We start from the raw sequence: 15749 nt of genomic DNA on the forward strand, positions 1-15749 counted from the left end.
TTGCCGCCGCATTGCGGGCCACAGTGAATCAGGACTTCTTGATGAAGCTGAAGTCGGCCACCTTGTCGGGGGTGAGGCCCGCGGGCATCAGGCCGGCCGCCTGGACGGCCGCGATGCTACGGGTGACCCGCTCCTGGTCCATGTAGCCGATCGGACCGGCGTTGGGCGGGGTCACGTAGGGCTTCATCGCGTTGATCTCGCCCTTGGCCGCCGGGGCGAGTGCGGTCGGCTCGGCCTTGTTCAGGATCGCAGCGGCCTCGTCGGGGTTGTCGATCGTGTACTGCAGACCCTTCATGGCCGCTCCGATGAAGCGCTGGACCAGGTCACGGTCCGAGGAGATGAGCGACGGCTTGGTGATGATCGCGTTGCCGAACAGGTCGCTGAGGTAGTCGCTGTACGGCATGACGACGACCTCCTTCTTGGACACGTTGGCCAGAGCGGTCTTGCTCAGCAGGAAGGTGCTCAGCGCGTCCACCTTGCGCTGGGCCATGAGGCCGTTGAGCGCCGTCGGCTGGGCGCCCTGGATCTTCACCTTGGTCGGGTCGAGTCCGGCCGATTTCGCGTACGCCGGGAAGAGCAGCTCGCTCACCGAGCCGCTGCCGGTCGCCACGGTCTTGCCGACCAGGTCGGTCGGGTTGCTGATGCCGGTGTCCTTGGTGGTCATGATGGACACCAGGGTGTGCTGGTGCACCGCCGCGATCGCGCGCCAGTCGGGGAATTTGCCCAGACCCGCCTGAATTTCGGCGCCGGTGAAGTCGAGCGCCGCGAACTGAACCTTGTCCGACTTGAGCAGGGTCAGGTTCTGGACGTTGCCGGCGCCCTTCTGGATGTCGATCTCGATGCCGGCCTCGGCGAAGTAGCCCTTCTCCTTCGCCACCCATACGAAGGAGTCACGGCCGACGGCGCCGAAGGCGGTCACATAACTGACCTTGTCCTTCGCTCCGCCTCCGGACGACGCACCGCCGCCGCCGTCGTCGTCCGATGAGGAACATCCGGCCGCCGTGACGGCGAGCAGCGCCGCCAGGAGCGCAGCCGACGTCATGCGGAATCGTCTATTCATATCAAGCCTCTCGAGAAACGTCCTATGCGTGGACTGGACGAACTCGGGCCGTGAGATCCAGCGGTCATCAACTGCTACACCCCTTTTGCCCGAAAGATCCGGGCGAAAGGATAGATGATCGGGAATACCCTGTCACCCTGGGTCGCCTATCCTTTACGTCTGGGCGGGAAGCCCCAGGACGATGTCGACAAGATCGTAAGCGAGATCGTTGACAATCACCAGGTGTTACCGGGTTCGATCGGTGTGGGTTTAGCGACTCGCTAGGACACCGCCGGGGGTGCCACCACCTCGATGTCCGTACGCACATCCACAATGACCGGTCGCCCCGCGGAGAGTGCCTGGTCGAGGGCCTTGGGCAGGTCGCCCGGCCGGTCCACCCGGATGCCCAGCGCGCCCATCTCCTCGCCGATCCGGGCGAAGTCCACGTCCCGGTAGGTCCACATCTCCCGGGACCGCTCGGTGGCCTCCCCGCCGTACGCCCGGTCGAACCCGCGTTTGCTCTGATTGCCGCCAGAGTTGTTGTTCACGACGGTGACCAGGTTGATGCCCCGGCGGACGGCCGTCTCCACCTCGCCCAGGTGGTAGTAGAACCCCGCGTCGCCGGTGAACGCCACCACGGGACGGTCGGGCGCCGCGCATTTGGCGCCGATACCCGCCGAGAACGCCCAGCCCAGGTGCCCTGCGGCGCGCAGATAGCCCTGCCGCGGCGACGTGATGTCGTGGAACTGCGCCATCCACATCCCGGCGTGGCCGGTGTCGACGACCAGCACGGCGTCGTCCGGCAGGTTGCCGGTCAGCTCGGCCGCGATGCGTTCCGGCCTGATCGGGACGGCGTCGCTGGTCAGGACGTCGCGGTAACGGTCCCGCCAGTCCTGCTTGAGCCGGTCCGCCTCGGCGCGCCAGGCCGGCCGTTCCCGCCGATCGGCCAGCGCGAGCATGCGGATCAGGGCCAGGCGGGCGTCGGCGGCCACGGCCGCCTTCAGCGGATAGTTGCGGCCCAGCTGCGCCGGTTCCAGGTCGATCTGGGCCGCGGCGGTGCCGATCGGGGGTACGGCCCAGAAGTGTGTCGTCATGCTGCCGGTCTGGGTGCCGATGAAGAACACCAGATCCGCACGGGCGACGATCCGGTTGGCGCACTCGCGGGAGTAGGTGCCCACCACGCCGGCCGACAGCGGATGGGTGCCGGGGAAGGTGTCCTTGCCGTTGGCCGACGTGGCGACCGGGATGTCCAGCAGCTCGGCCAGCGCCACCAGCTGGGCGCCGGCGCCCGAGGCGCGCACGCCGCCGCCCGCCACGATGACCGGGCGGTCGGCCTCGGCGAGCAGCCGGAGCACTTCCTCGACGTCGGCGTCCGCGGGCTGCGGGCGTACGGCGGGAAATCGGGCGAAGCCCGGCTCTGTCAACGGCTCGGCGCCGGTCTCGTGCGTGTCGAGCTGACCCTCGTTGCCCTGCATCTGCAGGTGGACCGGGCCGGGGCGGCCGGTGGTCGCCACCCGGAACGCGTGCCGCAGCATGTCCGGGATGCGGTCCACGTCGTCGATGGTGGCGTTGTACTTGGTCACCGGTTCGAACGCCGGCAGGTCGTCGATCTCCTGGTAGACGTGCCGGAACTTGGTGGCCGGGGAGCGGCCGCCGGTGAGCGCCACCACCGGGAAACCGGCCAGGAACGGCTCGCGCAGGCCGGCCGCGAGGTTGAGCGCGCCGACGACCTGCGCCGCGGCGACCCCCGGCCGGCCGGAGACGCGGGCGTAACCGTCGGCCATGTACGCGGCGGCCTTCTCGCCGTGGGTGACCACTCGCTGGATGTGCGGGTGGCGCAGTTCGAGCTCGGCCATCGTGCGCCGCAGGATCGCCGGGACGTGGAAGACGTGGGTGACGCCGTAGCCGTCGAGCATGTCGGCGAGCACACGGGCGCCGGTCCGATCACTCACGCGGCCGGGATCCCGACCTCGTCGATCACTTTCTCGGCGATCCGGAAGGACTCCAGGGCGGCGGGCGCGCCGCAGTAGGCGGCGGTCTGCAGGAGCACCTCCTGAATCTCGGCCACCGTCACGCCGTTGCGCAGCGCACCTTTGACGTGCACCGCGAATTCGTGCGGACGGTTCAGGGCGGTGAGCATCGCGAGGTTGAGCAGGCTCCGGGTACGCCGATCCAGGCCGGGCCGGGACCAGACGTCGCCCCAGCAACTCGCCGTGACGTACTCCTGCACCACGCGGGTGAATTCGGTGGCCTGTCGCAACGAGCGGTCCACGTGGGCGTCGCCGAGCACCTCACGCCGGACCTTGTCGCCGCGCTTGAGCCGGCTGTCGTCATCGCTCATGGGGAGAGCGTACGACGATCATACAATCCGAGGGAATAGTCGACGCGTCATCAGTCCTGCTCGGCCAGGGCGATCAGCCCGGCGCGACCGGCTTCCTCGACGTGCCGGGAGCAGGCCGCGGCGGCGGCGTCGGCGTCGTTGGCGACCACCGCGTCGACGATCGCGTGCAGCTCCTTGACGCTGTGCTCCAGCCGGCCGGGCACCGACAGCGAGAGCGAGCGCAGCACGCTCACCCGGGCATGCAGGCTGCCGACCACCTGGCGCAGCGCGACGTTGCCGCCGCCCTCGAAGAGCACCTCGTAGAACGCGTCCTTGGCCGCCAGGATCGGCTGGTCCCTGGCCGCCAGCTTGTCGACCTTGTCGAGCGCGCGGGACAGCGCCCTGCGGTGCGCGGGGGTCGCGTGCTCGACGAAGAGCCGGCCGGCCAGCGCCTCGAGCGCCGACCGGACCTGGTAGAGCTGGCGCGCCTCCTCGGCGCTGACACTGGTGACGATCGTGCCCTTGTTGGGGATCGCGGTGACCAGGCCCTCGGCGGCGAGCTCACGCAGTGCCTCGCGCACGCTCGTGCGGGAGACGCCGGTGAGCTCCACCAGCTCCCGCTCGATCAGCCGTTGACCGGGCGCGAGGCGCCGGTCGAGGATCGCCTGACGAAGATTTTCCAGAACCTGCGAGCGGATCAGGGCCGGGTTGCGCTCCACGCGCAACGCGTTGGTCTGTGTCACCGCCGCCCACCTCGCTCTCACCTGGCCTGGCGACATCGTACCGAGCCGGGCAGGGGCCGGCGTACCGTTGTTTCAAATCGTATGACGATGCTACAATCCTGAAACCCAAAACCCCTCGTGAGGAGCATCATGGCGCGGTCGGGAATGGCTCGGTTGGGATTCGCTCGCAGGCTGGCCTCCGCGGAGAGGTGCCTGATCGGGACCTGGGTCAAGATCCCGGCGCTGGAGCCGATCGAGATCCTGGCCGACGCCGGGTTCGACTACATCGTCATCGACCAGGAGCACGCGCCGCTGACCTTCGAGTTCGCGTACCAGGCGACGGTCGTGGCACAGGGCGCCGGCCTGTCCGTGGTGGTCCGCGTCCCCGACCGCAGCGGCAGCCACCTCCAGCGTCTGCTCGACGCCGGCGTGGACGGCGTCCTGGTCCCGCGGGTGACCACCGTCGACGAGGCGTCCACCGCCGTACGCCAGATGCTCTTTTCGCCCCGCGGCGACCGCGGCCTCGGCACCACCTCCCGGGCCGGGCGGTGGGGCGGGCTCGACCGCGACGAGTACCTGCGCTTCGGCGACGAGGAGGTTCTGCGCGCCGTCCAGCTCGAGGACCGCGGCTCGATCGAGGACGCCGAGGCGATCCTCGACATCGACGGGCTCAACGGCGTCTTCCTCGGCATGGGCGACCTGACGCTGTCCACCGGCCTGCCGCAGTCCGACCCGTCGCTGCAGAAGCTCACCGACTTCCTGCTGAGCGCCGCCCAGGCCCGCGACATCCCGGTCGGCACCGCGGTCGGCACCGCGGCGCAGGCACGGGAGGCCGCCGACCGCGGCTTCCGCTACGTGATGGTCAGCAACGACACCAGCCTGCTGAGGTCCGCAGCGACGTCGGTTGTCGCCGATTTTCTTTAGGAGCCTTCATGCCGTTCGAGTCCAACGATCTCCGTTCCACGCTGCCCGCCACCAAGGAGGTGGTTCCCGAGCGGTTCTCCGGCGCCGAGCACGTCCAGTTCGGCGATCTGTCGCCGATGGAGAAGTCCGACGGCGTCGCGACCTGGTATGCCCGCGGTCAGAACTTCGTCGCCGGTTACTCCGATGTGGACGGCTCGGCCTCGTGGACCCGCGAAGGCCAACCCGATGAGTACGTCGTGCTGCTCGCCGACGAAGGACTGTCCGCGACGGCCGACGCCTCGGGCGACGAGCTGACGGTCAGCGGCAAGACCATGATCGTGGTGCCGCCGGGGGACAGCACCGTCACCGTCACCGGGCACGGCCGCGTGGTGCGGCTGCTGACCACCCGCTCCGACGACATCGCCGCGCTGGCCGCCAACGCCGCCTCCTACGCCGAGCGCCACGAGAACATCGCGCCCTGGCAGCCCTGGCCCGACCCGGTCGGAGGGTTCAAACTCCGCGCGTACGACCTGACTGTCCCGCCGCTGTCCAACCCGCCGTTCCGGCTGTTCCGGTGCACCACGTTCATGGTCAACTTCATCGACCCGAAGCAGGGGCCCCGAGACCCCGCCAAGATGTCCCCGCACAAGCACGACGACTTCGAGCAGTGCTCGATCGTGCTCGAGGGCGACTACGTCCACCACATCCGGTGGCCGTGGACCACGAACAAGGCCAACTGGCGCCCCGACGAGCACCAGCTCGTGCACGCACCCTCGGTGACCGTGATCCCGCCGCCGTCACTGCACACCAGCGAGGCGATCGCGCCCGGGCGCAACCACCTGATCGACGTCTTCTCGCCGCCGCGGTTCGACTTCTCCGCCATGGAGGGCTGGGTGTTCAACGCCGACGAGTACCCGGCGCCATGACCGCTCTGCGTGTCGCCGTCATCGGCGCGGGCCTCGGTGGCATCGCGGCCGCGGTCAAGCTGAAGAAGAGCACGAAGGCCGCGGTCACCATCTTCGAGCAGTCGGCCGGCGTCGGCGGGACCTGGTACGACAACCGGTACCCCGGCTGCGAGGTCGACGTGCACTCGCACGCGTACTCGTTCTCGTTCCTCAAATACGACTGGCCGCGTACCCATGCGACCCAGCCGGAGCTGCTCGCCTACGCCGAGCACGTCGTCGACCGGTTCGGCCTGCGGCCACTGCTGCGCCTGAACACCCGGGTCACCGGCCTGGTGTGGGAGGAGGCGTCGAGCACCTACACGCTGTCCACCGAGCACGGCGACAGCGAGGAGTTCGACGTCGTCATCTCCGCGCTCGGGCTGCTCAGCGTGCCGCGTTACCCCGAGTGGCCCGGGCTGGACTCGTTCACCGGCCCGTGCTTCCACACCTCACGCTGGGAGGAGCACGACCTCGCCGGCAAGTCCGTGGCCGTCGTCGGCACCGGCTCGACCGCCGTGCAGATCGTCCCCGCGATCGCGCCGGAGGCCGCCCAGGTGTACGTCTTCCAGCGCGAACCCGGCTGGGTGGAACCCAAGAACGAACGCGACTTCACCGCGCGCGAACGGTGGATCTACCGGCACGTCCCGCTGGCGCAGAAGCTCAACCGGGCGCGCATCTTCCACAACGGCAACCGGCGCTTCAAGGGCTACGACGTCGGATCGCGGCGCCAGCAACGCATGCGCGAGGTGTGCGAGCGTTTCATCGCCACGACCGTCAAGGATCCGCTCACCCGGGCGGCGGTCACGCCCGGCTACCCCTGGGGCTGCAAGCGGCCGGTCCTGTCGTCCACGTTCTACCCGTCGCTCAACCGCGACAACGTGGAGCTCGTGCCGCACGCGGTCAACCGGGTCCTGCCCGGCGCGGTGGAGGACGCGACGGGCGCCGTACGCGACATCGATGTCTTGATCCTGAGCACCGGCTTCCAGCCGACCAGGTTCCTGGCGGGTCTCGACGTCAAGGGCCGCGACGGCCGCGGCCTCCACGACGTCTGGCGCGAGCGGGCGAGCGCCTTCCTCGGCATCACGGTGCCGGGCTTCCCCAACTTCTTCATCCTGTACGGCCCCAACACCAACGGCGGCGTCTCGGTGATCGCCCAGCTGGAGCGGCAGGCCGAGGTGGTCGTGAGAGCGGTCCGCCGTCTGTCCGCCGCGCGGCGCGTCATCGACACATCCCCGGTGGCGGCCCGTCGCTTTGTGGAGTGGGTCGACAAGCGCCTGGCCAGCAACGCCTCGGCGATGAACTCCGGCTGCCACAACTACTACCACGACGGGTCCGGGCACAACGTCACCCAGTGGCCGGGTGGTCACCTCGCCTACGCCCTGGCCACCAAGCTGGTCGCGCGCTTCGGTCTCAGATCACCAAGCTAGGGTGGCCGCCGGCGAGGGACACCTCGGCCACGTGCAGACCGTCCTCGAAGGTGACCGACGGGAAGCGATCCCAGACCGCCGCCTCGTGGAACGGCAGGATGCGGCCGGTGTCGCCGGCCACGGTCGTCAGCATCTCGTCGGCGAGGTCGAGCCATCTCGTCGCGCTGCCGGTCGTCATCGCGATCGGTGCGAGGACCCCGTCGCCCCGGATGCCTTCGAGGTTCTCGTAGCTGTAGACGTTGTCGCCGGGGAAGACCCACGTGTCGTCGACCACCACCAGCTGCGAGCCGGCCGTGTGGGTGTCGTGCGCCGGCCACAGTGCGAGGCCCGCCGCGATCTCGGCACGGCCGTCGGCCAGCGTCAGATCGCGGGCCGGCAGATCCGGCTGGCAGGAGCGGGTCAGGAACTCGAAACGGCCGGGTCGCGCGGCCGCGGCCAGGTAGCTCTCGATCTCGCGGCGCTGGATCCACACCCGCGCGCCGGGGAAGTCGGCGACGCAGCCGGCGTGGTCGAAGTGGTTGTGGGTCAGCAGGATCGTGTCCACCTGCGAAGGGCGGACACCGACGCGGGCCAGCACGTCGACCGGCGGGAGCCAGCGGGTCTCGCCGTACTTGGCGGTCAGCCGGGCGTGGACGGCCGGGTCGAAGAAGCCGGTGTCGACCAGCACGCAGCGGCCGGCCGAGCGGAGCAGGCCGAAGCAGTACGGCATGCGGCGGTGGCCCTCGTTGGGCTGCGCGGCGAACAGGTTGCTGGCCGGGAAACGGTCGACGTAGCCGTACTCCAGGATCCAGATCGACCAGGCCATCACGCCGCCGGTGGCTGGACGTCGAAGACGGCGAGCTGCCACGCCACCATGTTGTAGTAGCCGACGATCGTGACCAGCTCCAGCAGACCCGCCTCGGTGAGAACGCCCGCCGCGTCGCGGTATTCGTCGTCGTCCAGCGTGCCTCGGTCGAGGATCGCGCGGGTCGCCTGGAAAATGCTGTCCTCTACATCGGACAGTCCTGGTGGCGGGGAGCCGTCCGCCAGTGCCGCCAGATCGGACGAGGTCAGGCCGGCCGCCGCGCCCGCCCGGGTGTGCGCGTAGATCTCGAAGGCGCTCCGGTGGTGGTGGCCGACCAGCAGGATCGCGATCTCCCGGCCGCGGGCGGGCAGCCGCGAGTCGTACCGGACCGCCCCGCCGATCTTCTGCAGGGCGTGACCGAACGCGGGGCTGAGGATCCACACCGCCGGCGGGCCCTGGAGCTTGCCGTCGGTCGTCGACAGCTGGAACGGGCTGTCCGGCGACGCGCGCCGGCCGGTGGTGTACCACTCGTACAGCGACCGCTGATCGTCGCTCATGTCGGCGGGATCGACGTCGTCGGCTCTCATGCGGGAACCCCCAGGAACGTACGCGGGTTGGTCGACACCATCATCGCGATCTGCTCGTCCGTCCAGCCCAGGTAGGCCAGCTGTTCGACGAACATCCGCAGGCACTCCGGCTCCGGCGGCACCCAGCGGGAGAAGACGTCCGTGCTGAGGATCGCGTGCTCCGCCCCGACCGCCGACAGCGCCTCGTGCACGTCGCGGACGGTCAGGTGCCCGTCCGGATGCACCAGCGGCGCGTTGGCGAACTCGAGGAACGCACCCATCTCGGCGAACTCGCGCAGCTCGGCCGGGTCGGTCGAGTAGTGCAGCGGATGGGTGACGAGCAACCGCTGCCCGACGGTCGCGCAGTAGGCGGCCACCGCGCGGCTCTCCGCGAGCGAGGCGTGCCCGGTGGCGAGGGCGAGGCCGAGCGCGTGGCAGGCGTCGATGACTGCCCGCGCCCGGCCGCTCAGGGCGCCCGCGGGGTCGAGGAGCGTGAGGGCCGTGCGGCCCTGGTACTCGGCGAACGACGGCGAGATGCGCCGCAGCAACATCGCGATGTAGCCGTCCCGCTCGACGTCGGCGGCGTTGCCCCAGGTCGGGAGGAACACGACGCGGGCGCCGTGCGCGGCGGCGAGCTCGACGACGCTCGGTTCGAGGCCGCCGACCGGGGGATTGAGGGTGATGCTGCCGTGCACGGTGAAACCCAGGGCCCGTTCGACCGCCCGCGCCCGGTCCATGGTCGCCCACAGGTGTGACTTCAAGACCCAACCGCTCATCCCGTACGCCTGAGCGAGGCGCGCCACGGCCACATCGTCGCCACGGTTGGGCAGCCCCGCCGACAGATCCGGGCGGCCGTGCACGTGAACGTCGATCGCGCCGCGCAGCAACCGCTCGAACCCCTCGGGCTGTGCCTCGGCCATCACGTCGATCATGCCGTAGATTGTATGACTGTATGACCAAACTTCGGAAGGAGGCGCGATGGAACCCGACGCGATGGAACCTCACGCGATGGAACTGAGTGCTGTGGTGACCGGTGCGGCGCGGGGCATCGGCCGGGACGTGGTGACCCGGCTGCGGGCAGCCGGCTATCGCGTGGTCGCCGTCGACATCTCGCCCGACGTGACCTCGCTGGCCGGCGACGGCGTGCTGCCGATGGTCGCCGACGTCACCTCCGCCGCGACGCCCACCGAGGCCGTGGCGCTGGCAGTCTCCTCCTTCGGCCGGCTGGACCTGCTGGTCAACAACGCGGCCCGGTTCCTGCGCCGGCCGATCCTGGAGACCTCCGACGACGACTTCGACTCGCTGTTCGCCACCAACGTGCGGCCGGTGTTCCGGTTCGCCCGCGCCGCCCTGCCCGCCCTCGTGGAGAGCCGCGGCTGCATCGTCAACACGGCGTCCATCTCCGGGCTGATCGGCGTGCCCAACCAGAGCGTCTACGCGATGACCAAGGGGGCCATCGTCCAGCTGACCCGCCAGCTGGCCATCGAGTACGCGGCTCGTGGCGTACGCGTGAACGCCGTCGCTCCTGGCGCCGTGGACACGGAATTCATGGCCGAGGCGCGCGCCGCCGACCCCGACCCGGGCGCCAGCCTGGCGGTCACCCTGGCCAACCACCCGATCGGCCGCATGTCGACCCCGGACGAGGTGGCCCGCGCGATCGTCTTCCTGGCCGCGCCCGGGTCCGCCGGCATCACCGGCACCATCCTCAGCGTCGACGGCGGTTACGTCGCCCGCTGAAACGTCCGCCCTCGCGGTGAGGGCGTCGAGGTGTGGCCGCAGCCGTCCCGCGCGGGCGGTGCGGGAGATCAGCGAGTCCGCGTGATCCGGTCGATCGCGCTGGTCACGCGGGTCGGCCTGCTCGTGGTCCCGATCGCCGGCATGCTGGTCATCCTGCCGGCGGGGGTGCTGAGCTCCCGTCGCTCCTCGACGAGCTGAGGCTCACGGCATCGCCTCCGAGCTGCCACATCTCGTAGTTCCCGCACTCTGCCGTGATCTCGGCCGTCGCCTGAGCCGCGGCGACGAAGTCGTCGACCATCGGCGAGGTGCGCGAGGCCGCCACCGCGAGGCACACCTCGTCGGGCGCCAGATCCGGGACGGGCACATAGCTGACTTCCGGATGTGAGTAGAACACCGTCGCCGACCGGGCCAGGAACGAGACGCCCCGGCCGGCCGCGACATGCTCGAGCGTCTCGTCCACCCCGCGGACCAGGTATCCGGCGTTGGGGTGCGGGCGCCTGGTGGGCTGCGTGCTCGTGTCGGCATGCCAGAGCAGCGGCTCGCCGGCCAGGTCCGCCTCGACGATCTGCTCCTTGCCGGCCAATCGATGGCCGGCGGGCAGCACCGCCACCCGCGGCTCGGTGTACAGCGGGGTGACGCGCAAGCCTGCCTCGTCGATGGGCAGCCGCACGAAGCCGACGTCGATGCGACCGTCGAGCAGCATGGCGGCCTGGTCGTCCCCCTCGATCCGCTGCACGTCCACGATCACGCTCGGGTGCCGGACGGCGAACTGCCGTACCGCCGCGGTGACCGCGATGCCCGCCCGGAAGCCGACCATCAGCCGCCGGCCGCCGCGCGCGGCCACGGTCACCCGGCGGCGGGCCGCGTGCGCGGAGGCCAGCAGCGGGCCGGCGTCGGTCAGCAACTGCCGGCCCGCGTCGGTCAGCGCCACGCCGTGGCTGTCCCTGGTCAGCAGCGGGGTGCCGAGATCGTGTTCCAGCGCGCGGATCTGCCGGCTGAGCACCGGCTGCGCGATGTGCAACTCCTCGGCGGCGCGGCCGAAGTGCAGCTTGTCGGCGACGGCGACGAAGTAGCGCAACTTGCGCAGGTCCAGATCCATGGAGCCTCCCGGTCCGGCGATGTCTCCAGGGTATCGCCACCGCTGAAAGAGGTCTTGGACAGCCGCTCAGGCCCGCGACACGCTCGACAGGTAACGGCGTTCCTCTTCTCAGCCTCAGAAGGCAGGCATACCAATGAACAGCATCAGCGTCATCGGCGTGGGAAACATGGCCCGCGCCCTGGCCGGCCGCGCGGTCGAGGGCGGCCACGCCGTCGAGGTCATCGGCCGCGATCCGGCCAAGGCCAAGGACCTGGCCGCCGCGCTCGGCGGCGGCGCCACGGCCGGGACATTCGGCACCGCCCCAGCGGGCGACATCGTCATCCTGGCCGTGCCGAACGCCGCCGCCGTGCCGGTCGTCACCCAGTACGGGAACGCGCTGGCCGGCAAGATCATCATCGACGTCACCAACCCGATGAACGCCGACGCCACCGGGCTGACCACCCCGGACGGCACGTCCGCCGCCCAGCAGATCACCGAGGCCGCCCCGGCGGGCGCGCACGTCGTGAAGGCGTTCAACACCGTCTTCGGCCACACCCTGACCCCGGGCCGCCCCATGGACGTGCTCTTCGCCGGCGACGACGCGCGGGCCAAGGCGACCGTATCGGCGTTCATCGAGAGCCTCGGCCTGCGCCCCCTGGACGCCGGCGGCCTGGAAATGGCGCACTGGCTGGAAGGGGCCGGCCTGCTGATGATCAGCCTGGCCAACCACGGCGTCGGGGATTTCAACTTCGCGCTCGGCGTCACCACTTTCGGCTGAGCGCTTCCACCCATTCTCAAAAGGACACAAGCATGCGCGTTTTCGTCACCGGCGGGACCGGCCATTCAGGTTCGCCCATCATCGGAGAACTCATCGCCGCCGGGCACGAGGTCACGGGCCTGGCCCGATCGGACGCCGCCGCGGCAGCGCTGTCCGCGCTCGGCGCGAAGGTGCGTCGCGGCGACCTCCGGGACCTCGACGGGCTCCAGGAGGCGGCGGCGGACTCCGACGGGGTCGTCCACGTCGCACACCGGCAGGACCTGCTCTTCTCCGGCGGGGTCCACGCCGTGGCCGCCGCGGAGGTCCCGATCATGCTCGCGTACGGCGAGGCCCTGGCGGGAACCGGAAAGCCGCTGGTCGCGGCGGGCAGCATCGGCTCACCCGGGCAGGGGATCCTGGGCCGGACAGCCACCGAGGAGGACCCGGCCCTTCCCGGCGGGGACGAGCACAAGGGCACCCTACGGGCGCGCAACGTCGTGGAGACGACCGTGATCGGCCTCGCCGAGCGGGGAGTGCGATCGTCGATCGTGCGGATCGCCAATATCGCGCACGACACGACCGATCGTGCCGGCTTCCTCCCGGCGCTGATCGGGCTCGCGAAGGAGAAGGGCTTCATCGGCTACCCCGGAGACGGCACGAACCTGTGGAACGCCGTGCACATCCTCGATGTCGCATCCCTGTTCCGTCTGGCGCTGGAGAAGGGGCCGGCCGGCAGATACTGGCACGCGGTCGACGACGGGGGCATCCCGTTCCGCGAGATCGCCGAGGCCATCGGCAGCCGCCTGGGCCTGCCCGCCGTGAGCGTTCCCGTGGACGAACTGGTGCTGCCGGGATACTTCGGGTTCCTCGCGAACGTCGTCACGCAGAGCTACCCGGCGTCCAACCTCATCACCCGCCGGACCCTCGGCTGGGAACCCGCCCAGCCCCGCCTGCTCGCCGATCTGGACAACGGCCACTACTTCCCCGACGTGGTCGCCTTCGGTGGACGTCACGGTGTCAGCCAGTCGTAGATCTCCTCGTACACGTCGGCGGCGGGCAGATGGCCGCCGGTGAACTCGGGGCCGCCTTCGCCGATCCGTCGCATGACCGCCGCGCTGAACTCGGCCAACCGGGAGCGCACCGCGGCCTCGTCCCGCGGCGGATCGGCCGGCCGGATGGCGGAGAGCACCGCGCATCGGGTGACCCGGTCGGCCAGCAGCGCCGCGCACGCCAGCGCGTGCGGTCAGCCGCCGAAGACCGCGAACCGCTCCCAACCGTGCGAGCCGGCCAGGGCCCGGGTGTCGTCGGCCGCGTCGGCCACGGTGCGTCCGGGCAACGGGTCCATCAGGGACGGTGGCGGGTCGATCAGGGGACGACAGCGGGCACGGCCTCGCTGATGTGGCGTGGTGGGATCGGGTCGGACCAGTCGGGGCGGACCTCGGCGAGGCGGATCCGGCCGGTGCGGTCGGCGACCACGGCGGCGGCGAAGGGCAGGACCGAGCGGTGGGTGCCGAGGATGACGTCGGCGCCGGGGCTGGTGAAGCCGAGGTTGAGGGCGTCGATCAGGGTGTGCCGGGGGTCGGAGGCGACCAGGAAGTCCTGCTTGAGGGGCCGCAGCCGCTCGGGCAGCTGGGGGCTGACCGCCACCAGGTGGGCGTCCCGCTCGGCCAGCGCCGGCGCCAGCGTCGTCGCGTAACCGCGCAGGGCGGCCGCGCAGGCCGGTGAGCTCGCGTAACGGACGAACAGCAGGACCACGGGACCGGTGTCCAGCAGGCGGTCCAGGTGGATCGGGCCCAGGTCGACCTCGATCAGCGGCTGGATCGGCAGCCGGTCGCCCGCCCGGGCCATCCGGCTCCACAGGGCGCCCCGCTCGACGATGCGGGCGAACGCCTGACTGTCAACGCGAAGGTCGGTCGTCACGGCACGAGTCTAATACCTATCTGGCAGATAGGAAAAGTGGGATCCGGTCCAGGGTTACCGGGACGGTGATCGTGGCCGGTCCGGTGACCGTGGCGCCGTCGTCGGCGCGCCACGTGCCCGCCGGGATGGCCACGGTGCGCTCGGTGGCGCCCGGCTCGAGAACCGGCGCCACGAGCACGTCGGGGCCGAGGAAGAACTGGCCCGGCGCCTCCTCGGCGTCGTGGTAGGCCATCGGGCGGATGATCGGCTCGCCGGTGACGGCCGCGCGATCGACCAGCTCCAGGATGGTCGGCAGCAGGTCGCGGCGGATGTCGAGGGCCGTGCGGACGGCGGCCCGGTGGCGTTCGTCGAGGACGCGGTCGGGCAGGGTGGAGAACTGCATCATCGGGGACAGGGCGGCGACCTGGGCGTACCGGACGAAGAACTCCGGGTCGTCGAAGCCGACCGCGCCGAGCTCGCCGCCGCCGATCATGTCGGGGCAGGAGAACGGGTGGCCGATCAGCCCCTGCGCGATCAGCTCCGGGATCAGCGAGGCGAGCCCGTCGCCGGTCCAGGCCGACGGCTTGTCGTGCAGGCGCTGGGCCAGCGGGCGGCCGCCCATCTTCCAGCAGGCGCGGTACTCGTTGAACGGGTAGCGCTCGCCGGCCCGGGCCCAGGCCTCCGACTGCGAAGGGCCGTCGGCAGGGTAGAAGTGCAGGTCTCCGGCGTCGAACTTGAACCCGTCCACGCCGTGCTCGGCGATCAGGGCGTCCAGCTCGCCGTGCAGCCAGGCGACGGCCTCGGGGTTGGTGGCGTCCAGCACCGCGCTCCAGCCGTTCCACCACTGGACGATCGCGGGGTCGCCGACCAGGAGGCCGCGCCGGGCGAGCTCACGGAACGTCGCCGAGTCGGGGCTGACGAACGGCGCCAGCCAGAGCATCACCGAGAAGCCCTGGTCGTGCAGCTGGTCGATCATGCCGCGCGGGTCGGGGAACCGGGCCGGGTCGAAACGCCACGTGCCGTAGCCGGGGGACCAGCAGTCGTCGATCATCAGAACGCCGGGCGGCAGGCCGTCGTCGAGGATGCGCCGGGCGTACCCGAGAACGGTCTTCTGGGTTGGCTCGTAAGGCATCTCGATCCAGGTGTTGTACTGCGGCCCGGTGAACAGCTCGCGGGCGGGCGCGCGGCCGGACGGCGGGAAGAAGCGCCGGGAGGCGGCCCGGAAGGCGTCCCCCAGGGAGGCGCCCGCCCGGTCGAGGGTGATGCCGCGGCCGGAGATTTCCAGCGTGCCGTCACCGAAAGTGAACGCGAACGGATGGTCGGACCAGAGGTAGCGCCCAGTGCTCGAGAGCAGCAGGGGAGCGCTCTGGTTGGGCCCGTGCGCCGGGTCGTCCGGCTTGCCCGCGGACCACCCCAGATCGCGGCGATGGCCCGCACGGAAGGGCATCACCGTCCCGTCGGCGACCGCGCCGCCCCACCACCGCTCGCCGTCCTCCAGCGTCACGACCTGCACGAACCCGACCCTAGCCCAGGCCTGACAGATCTTGGACTCAGGTCTGCTCGTCCATCGACC

General features: G+C 70.6%; 17 protein-coding genes. 6 read left to right on the forward strand and 11 right to left on the reverse strand.

Annotated features, from left to right (window positions below):
• Positions 1-28 precede the first annotated feature (28 nt).
• From QSK31_RS29160 to QSK31_RS29175, 4 genes are all read right to left on the reverse strand, one after another.
• Positions 29-1042 (reverse strand): ABC transporter substrate-binding protein, encoded by a 1014-nt coding sequence (locus QSK31_RS29160; RefSeq protein WP_285687670.1) that lies wholly within the window; start codon positions 1040-1042, stop codon positions 29-31.
• Positions 1043-1320: 278 nt separating this feature from the next.
• The gene (locus QSK31_RS29165; protein ID WP_285687671.1) at positions 1321-2991 is read right to left on the reverse strand and encodes a thiamine pyrophosphate-binding protein; all 1671 of its coding nucleotides are present in this window, start codon (positions 2989-2991) and stop codon (positions 1321-1323) included.
• Positions 2988-3380, reverse strand: a complete 393-nt coding sequence (locus tag QSK31_RS29170) for a carboxymuconolactone decarboxylase family protein (protein ID WP_285687672.1) — start codon at positions 3378-3380, stop codon at positions 2988-2990. Before QSK31_RS29170 ends, QSK31_RS29165 begins: the two co-directional genes overlap by 4 nt.
• 50 nt (positions 3381-3430) lie before the next feature.
• Positions 3431-4102: a GntR family transcriptional regulator gene (locus QSK31_RS29175; RefSeq protein WP_285687673.1), complete on the reverse strand. Its 672-nt coding sequence runs from the start codon at positions 4100-4102 to the stop codon at positions 3431-3433.
• A gap of 129 nt (positions 4103-4231) precedes the next feature.
• On the opposite strand from QSK31_RS29175, the gene QSK31_RS29180 reads away from it, so the two are divergent.
• From QSK31_RS29180 to QSK31_RS29190, 3 genes are read left to right on the forward strand one after another with little or no spacing between them, the layout of a single operon-like run.
• Positions 4232-5005 carry an HpcH/HpaI aldolase family protein gene (locus tag QSK31_RS29180; RefSeq protein ID WP_285687674.1) on the forward strand — a complete coding sequence of 258 codons (774 nt, stop codon included), beginning with the start codon at positions 4232-4234 and terminating at the stop codon, positions 5003-5005.
• Positions 5006-5013: 8 nt separating this feature from the next.
• Complete coding sequence (locus tag QSK31_RS29185; RefSeq protein WP_285687675.1) at positions 5014-5910, forward strand: cupin domain-containing protein; 897 nt, start codon at positions 5014-5016, stop codon at positions 5908-5910.
• Entirely contained in the window at positions 5907-7355 is a 1449-nt protein-coding gene (locus QSK31_RS29190; RefSeq protein WP_285687676.1) for a flavin-containing monooxygenase, read from the forward strand. The genes QSK31_RS29185 and QSK31_RS29190 overlap by 4 nt, the downstream gene beginning before the upstream one ends.
• On the opposite strand, the gene QSK31_RS29195 is transcribed toward QSK31_RS29190, so the two are convergent.
• The 3 genes from QSK31_RS29195 to QSK31_RS29205 are packed head-to-tail and all read right to left on the reverse strand — an operon-like array spanning position 7339 to position 9637.
• Positions 7339-8202, reverse strand: coding sequence for an N-acyl homoserine lactonase family protein (locus QSK31_RS29195; protein WP_285687678.1), 864 nt, complete (start codon positions 8200-8202; stop codon positions 7339-7341). The genes QSK31_RS29190 and QSK31_RS29195 overlap by 17 nt on opposite strands.
• Positions 8160-8726 carry a carboxymuconolactone decarboxylase family protein gene (locus QSK31_RS29200; RefSeq protein WP_285687680.1) on the reverse strand — a complete coding sequence of 189 codons (567 nt, stop codon included), beginning with the start codon at positions 8724-8726 and terminating at the stop codon, positions 8160-8162. The genes QSK31_RS29195 and QSK31_RS29200 overlap by 43 nt, the downstream gene beginning before the upstream one ends.
• Positions 8723-9637: a DUF6282 family protein gene (locus QSK31_RS29205; RefSeq protein ID WP_285687682.1), complete on the reverse strand. Its 915-nt coding sequence runs from the start codon at positions 9635-9637 to the stop codon at positions 8723-8725. The genes QSK31_RS29200 and QSK31_RS29205 overlap by 4 nt, the downstream gene beginning before the upstream one ends.
• Positions 9638-9683: 46 nt before the next feature.
• Here QSK31_RS29205 and QSK31_RS29210 point away from each other — a divergent pair, with 46 nt between their 5' ends.
• Positions 9684-10442: an SDR family NAD(P)-dependent oxidoreductase gene (locus tag QSK31_RS29210; protein ID WP_285687683.1), complete on the forward strand. Its 759-nt coding sequence runs from the start codon at positions 9684-9686 to the stop codon at positions 10440-10442.
• A gap of 148 nt (positions 10443-10590) precedes the next feature.
• Here the strand turns inward: QSK31_RS29210 and QSK31_RS29215 are convergent, their stop codons facing one another.
• Complete coding sequence (locus QSK31_RS29215; RefSeq protein WP_285687684.1) at positions 10591-11541, reverse strand: LysR family transcriptional regulator; 951 nt, start codon at positions 11539-11541, stop codon at positions 10591-10593.
• Between the two features lie 133 nt (positions 11542-11674).
• Here QSK31_RS29215 and QSK31_RS29220 point away from each other — a divergent pair, with 133 nt between their 5' ends.
• Positions 11675-12298 (forward strand): NADPH-dependent F420 reductase, encoded by a 624-nt coding sequence (locus QSK31_RS29220; RefSeq protein ID WP_285687685.1) that lies wholly within the window; start codon positions 11675-11677, stop codon positions 12296-12298.
• 32 nt (positions 12299-12330) lie between these two features.
• Positions 12331-13308, forward strand: coding sequence for an SDR family oxidoreductase (locus QSK31_RS29225; RefSeq protein ID WP_285687686.1), 978 nt, complete (start codon positions 12331-12333; stop codon positions 13306-13308).
• Here QSK31_RS29225 and QSK31_RS29230 read toward each other — a convergent pair.
• The 3 genes from QSK31_RS29230 to QSK31_RS29240 all read right to left on the reverse strand — a co-directional run bounded on the left by QSK31_RS29230 (position 13287) and on the right by QSK31_RS29240 (position 15689).
• Complete coding sequence (locus QSK31_RS29230; RefSeq protein ID WP_285687687.1) at positions 13287-13466, reverse strand: hypothetical protein; 180 nt, start codon at positions 13464-13466, stop codon at positions 13287-13289. The two genes, QSK31_RS29225 and QSK31_RS29230, sit on opposite strands and share 22 nt — an antisense overlap.
• A 176-nt stretch (positions 13467-13642) precedes the next feature.
• A complete protein-coding gene (locus QSK31_RS29235) occupies positions 13643-14197 on the reverse strand; it encodes a redoxin domain-containing protein (RefSeq protein ID WP_285687688.1) in 555 nt (184 codons plus the stop codon).
• 16 nt (positions 14198-14213) lie between these two features.
• A complete protein-coding gene (locus tag QSK31_RS29240) occupies positions 14214-15689 on the reverse strand; it encodes a glycoside hydrolase family 31 protein (RefSeq protein ID WP_285687690.1) in 1476 nt (491 codons plus the stop codon).
• Positions 15690-15749: the final 60 nt, after the last annotated feature.

Origin of the sequence: Actinoplanes sp. NBRC 103695, from assembly GCF_030269485.1 — a bacterium.
Taxonomy (GTDB): domain Bacteria; phylum Actinomycetota; class Actinomycetes; order Mycobacteriales; family Micromonosporaceae; genus Actinoplanes.